Source organism: Pseudomonas wayambapalatensis (assembly GCF_049942315.1).
In the GTDB taxonomy this organism is placed as follows: domain Bacteria; phylum Pseudomonadota; class Gammaproteobacteria; order Pseudomonadales; family Pseudomonadaceae; genus Aquipseudomonas; species Aquipseudomonas wayambapalatensis.
The window spans coordinates 1-3692 of record NZ_JBNFMU010000208.1 but is presented as its reverse complement, the minus strand read 5'-3'; the positions used below and the strand labels follow the sequence as shown (position 1 = coordinate 3692).

Annotated in this window: 3 protein-coding genes and 1 riboswitch; of the genes, 1 reads left to right on the top strand and 2 read right to left on the bottom strand. The window is 62.1% G+C overall.

The features are described from left to right. Positions 1-8: 8 nt before the first annotated feature. Positions 9-1418: an adenosylhomocysteinase gene (ahcY, locus tag ACPZMI_RS17985; protein ID WP_186656321.1), complete on the bottom strand. Its 1410-nt coding sequence runs from the start codon at positions 1416-1418 to the stop codon at positions 9-11. Between the two features lie 21 nt (positions 1419-1439). Next, positions 1440-1535, bottom strand: a riboswitch (S-adenosyl-L-homocysteine riboswitch). Positions 1536-1713: 178 nt separating this feature from the next. Between ahcY and ACPZMI_RS17980 the strand changes: the two genes are divergently transcribed. After that, complete coding sequence (locus ACPZMI_RS17980) at positions 1714-2115, top strand: acyl-CoA thioesterase (RefSeq protein WP_054894823.1); 402 nt, start codon at positions 1714-1716, stop codon at positions 2113-2115. 56 nt (positions 2116-2171) lie between these two features. On the opposite strand, the gene ACPZMI_RS17975 is transcribed toward ACPZMI_RS17980, so the two are convergent. Continuing rightward, positions 2172-3407: a cation:proton antiporter gene (locus ACPZMI_RS17975; RefSeq protein WP_186665830.1), complete on the bottom strand. Its 1236-nt coding sequence runs from the start codon at positions 3405-3407 to the stop codon at positions 2172-2174. Positions 3408-3692: the final 285 nt, after the last annotated feature.

Here is a 3692-nt window from a genome sequence, read left to right as displayed (position 1 = left end):
CATGCCGCTTAGTAGCGGTACGCGTCGGGCTTGAACGGGCCTTCGACAGTCACGCCGATGTACTCGGCCTGCTGCGGGGTCAGCTGGGTGACCACGCCGCCGAAGCCGCGGACCATTTCCAGGGCCACTTCTTCGTCGAGCTTCTTGGGCAGCACTTCGACGGTCAGGCGCTCGGCCTTCTTCGCGGCAGGCAGCTCGGCGAACTTCTGCTCGAACAGGAAGATCTGCGCCAGTACCTGGTTGGCGAACGAGCCGTCCATGATGCGGCTCGGGTGGCCAGTGGCGTTGCCCAGGTTCACCAGACGGCCTTCGGCCAGCAGGATCAGGTAGTCGTCATTCTGCGGATCGAAGGTGCCAGCGCCGGTGCGGTGGATCTTGTGCACCTGTGGCTTGACCTCTTCCCATGCCCAGTTCTTGCGCATGAAGGCGGTGTCGATCTCATTGTCGAAGTGACCGATGTTGCAGACCACTGCACGCTTTTTCAGGGCCTTGAGCATGTTGGCGTCGCAGACGTTGACGTTACCGGTGGTGGTGACGATCAGGTCGATGCGGCCCAGCAGGTCCTTGTTGATGCCGGCTTCGGTACCGGTGTTGATACCGTCCTTGAACGGCGAGACCACTTCGAAGCCGTCCATGCAGGCCTGCATGGCGCAGATCGGATCGACTTCGGTGACCTTGACGATCATGCCTTCCTGGCGCAGGGACTGGGCCGAGCCCTTGCCCACGTCGCCGTAGCCGATCACCAGGGCCTGCTTGCCCGACAGCAGGTGGTCGGTGCCGCGCTTGATGGCGTCGTTCAGGCTGTGACGGCAGCCGTACTTGTTGTCGTTCTTGCTCTTGGTGACCGAGTCGTTGACGTTGATCGCCGGGACTTTCAGCTCGCCCTTGGCCAGCATGTCCAGCAGGCGGTGCACGCCAGTGGTGGTCTCTTCGGTCACGCCGTGGATCTTGTCCAGCATGGCCGGGTATTTCTTGTGCAGGATTTCGGTCAGGTCACCGCCGTCGTCCAGGACCATGTTGGCGTCCCATGGCTGGCCATCTTTGAGGATGGTCTGCTCGATGCACCACTCGTATTCCTGCTCGGTTTCACCTTTCCAGGCGAATACCGGGATGCCGGCAGCGGCGATGGCGGCGGCAGCCTGGTCCTGGGTGGAGAAGATGTTGCAGGACGACCAGCGCACTTCGGCGCCCAGGGCGACGAGGGTCTCGATCAGCACGGCGGTCTGGATGGTCATGTGGATGCAGCCGATGATCTTAGCGCCCTTGAGCGGTTGCTCGGCTTGATACTTGCGGCGCAGGCCCATCAGTGCGGGCATTTCCGATTCGGCGATGATGACTTCCTTGCGGCCCCAGTCGGCCAGGGAAATGTCGGCGACCTTGAAGTCGGAAAAACCAGCGGGCGTGTTTACAGCGCTCATGAAGAGCCTCCATTCGTAGTGTGCGAATGGGCGCCGTTGTGCGTTGAGCGTCCGCAGGAGCGGACAACGCCCCATCCGAGCCTGACAGGTGAACCTGCTGCAGCGCCCCTCGGACAGGTGGCGGGATGACCACCGCAGCGGGTGGCCATTGGAAACGGCGAGATTATAGCCGCGGCTGTGTGACACACCCAAGACTTTCTGTCGATTTATCGCGACGATAGTCGATGTTCAATGGAGGCGGGCCGGTGGGTCTGCCATCATTGCCACATGTCAGTCAGGCACGTCAGGAGTTGTAATGAATTTCCACACGCGCAAATGGGTAAAACCCGAAGACCTCAATCCCAACGGCACCCTGTTCGGTGGCAGCCTGCTGCGCTGGATCGACGAGGAAGCGGCGATCTACGCCATCGTCCAGTTGGGCAACCAGCGGGTGGTGACCAAGTATATTTCCGAGATCAACTTCGTCAGCGCCTCGCGCCAGGGCGAGATCATCGAGCTGGGTATCACCGCCACCGAGTTCGGTCGCACCTCGATCACCCTGCAGTGCGAAGTGCGCAACAAGATCACCCGCAAGAGCATCCTCACCGTCGACAAGATGGTCTTCGTCAATCTGGGCGAGGATGGCCTGCCGGCACCGCACGGGCGCACCGAGATCAAGTACATCCAGGATCAGTTCCCGGATTCGGCGGTGGAGTAGTGCTGGAAACCGTGCGGCGCACTTCGCGGGCTTGCTCGCGGAGTGCGCCATTGTAATCACGGCTGGGCGCTTACCCGGCGCACCACCTTGCCGATTGTCAGCCCCTGCACCAGGATGGACGACAGCACCACGATGTAGGTGATCGACAGCAACAGGTCGCGTTCGTCTCCCACCGGCAGCGACAGCGCCAGGGCCACCGATACGCCCCCGCGCAAGCCTCCCCAGGTCAATACCCGCACCGTGCCACGTGGCACTTCGCGCCAGCGCCGCAGCAAGACGATGGCTGGTGCCACGGTCAACAGGCGCGATGCCAGCACCGCGACCGCAAGCACGCCACCCGCTGCCAGGTGCAGCCAGTTGAACGGCAGCAGCAACAGCTCCAGGCCGATCAGGGCGAAGAGCAGGGCATTGAGCATGTCGTCGATCAGCTCCCAGAAACCGTCCATGTAGCGACGGGTCATGTCGTTCATCGCCAGGTTACGCCCCAGGTTGCCGATGATCAGGCCGGCTACCACCATGGCGATTGGCGCCGACACGTGCAGTTCGTAGCACATGGCCGAGCCGCCGATCACCAGCGCCAGGGTCAGCATCACCTCGACCTGATACTGCTCGATGCTCTTGATCATGCGGTAGGTGGCGTAGCCGATCAGCCCACCGAACACCACGCCGCCGATGGCTTCGCGGGCGAACAGGATGGCGGTGTCGGAAACGCTCGGCGTCTCGCCGAGCTGGATGATGCCCAGCAGCACGGTGAACACCACCACCGCGGTGCCGTCGTTGAACAGCGACTCACCGACGATGGTGGTCTTCAGCGGTTTGGAGGCGTTGGCGGTACGCAGTGCACCGAGCACCGCGATGGGGTCGGTCGGCGAGATCAGTGCGCCGAACAGCAGGCAGTAGATCAGCGGTACGTCCCAGCCGAACATCGCGAACACCCAGTGGGCGAGGTAGCCGATCACCACGGTGGCGATCAGTACGCCGATGGTGGCGAGCAGGCCGATTGGCCAGCGGTAGCTGCGCAGGTCGCCGAGGTTGACGTGCAAAGCGCCCGCGAACAGCAGGAACGACAGCATCCAGTGCATCAGCAGGTCATTGAAGTCGATCTGGTTCATCAGGCCTTCGACGCGTTCCTCCAGGCCGGGGAAGCCGATCAGGCTCAGGCCCTGCAGGATCAGTGAGAACAACAGGGCGGTGACCATCACGCCGATGGCGGGCGGCAGGCCGATGAAACGGTAGTTCACATAGGTGAGGAGGGTGGTGAGGCAGATGAACGCGGCAACTAATTCAAGCATCCTGAATCCTGTGACAATGGCTTCCAAGTCGTAACCCGAAGGGCTCGGGCAGTTCTTTGATGGCCTGACGGAGCGCTCGGGACACACCTTATGACCGGAATTATAAGGATCGTTCCTCAATTCACCGCTGAAGCGGCCCTGTAGGAGCAACTGTCTGGTTCACATCCGACGGCCAGCTCATCCTTCTGTGTAGGAGCGGGATTGCCCGCGAACAACAACTTGGCCGGTGTCCTGTCACGCAGGGTGTTTTTCTCGGGCCAACCCCCCCCCCTCACCGCCTCCCCG

Coding starts and splice junctions, on each gene's coding strand:
- ahcY (WP_186656321.1), bottom strand. CDS start 1,418: ATGAGCGCTGTAAACACGCCCGCTGGTTTTTCCGACTTCAAGGTCGCC.
- ACPZMI_RS17980 (WP_054894823.1), top strand. CDS start 1,714: ATGAATTTCCACACGCGCAAATGGGTAAAACCCGAAGACCTCAATCCC.
- ACPZMI_RS17975 (WP_186665830.1), bottom strand. CDS start 3,407: ATGCTTGAATTAGTTGCCGCGTTCATCTGCCTCACCACCCTCCTCACC.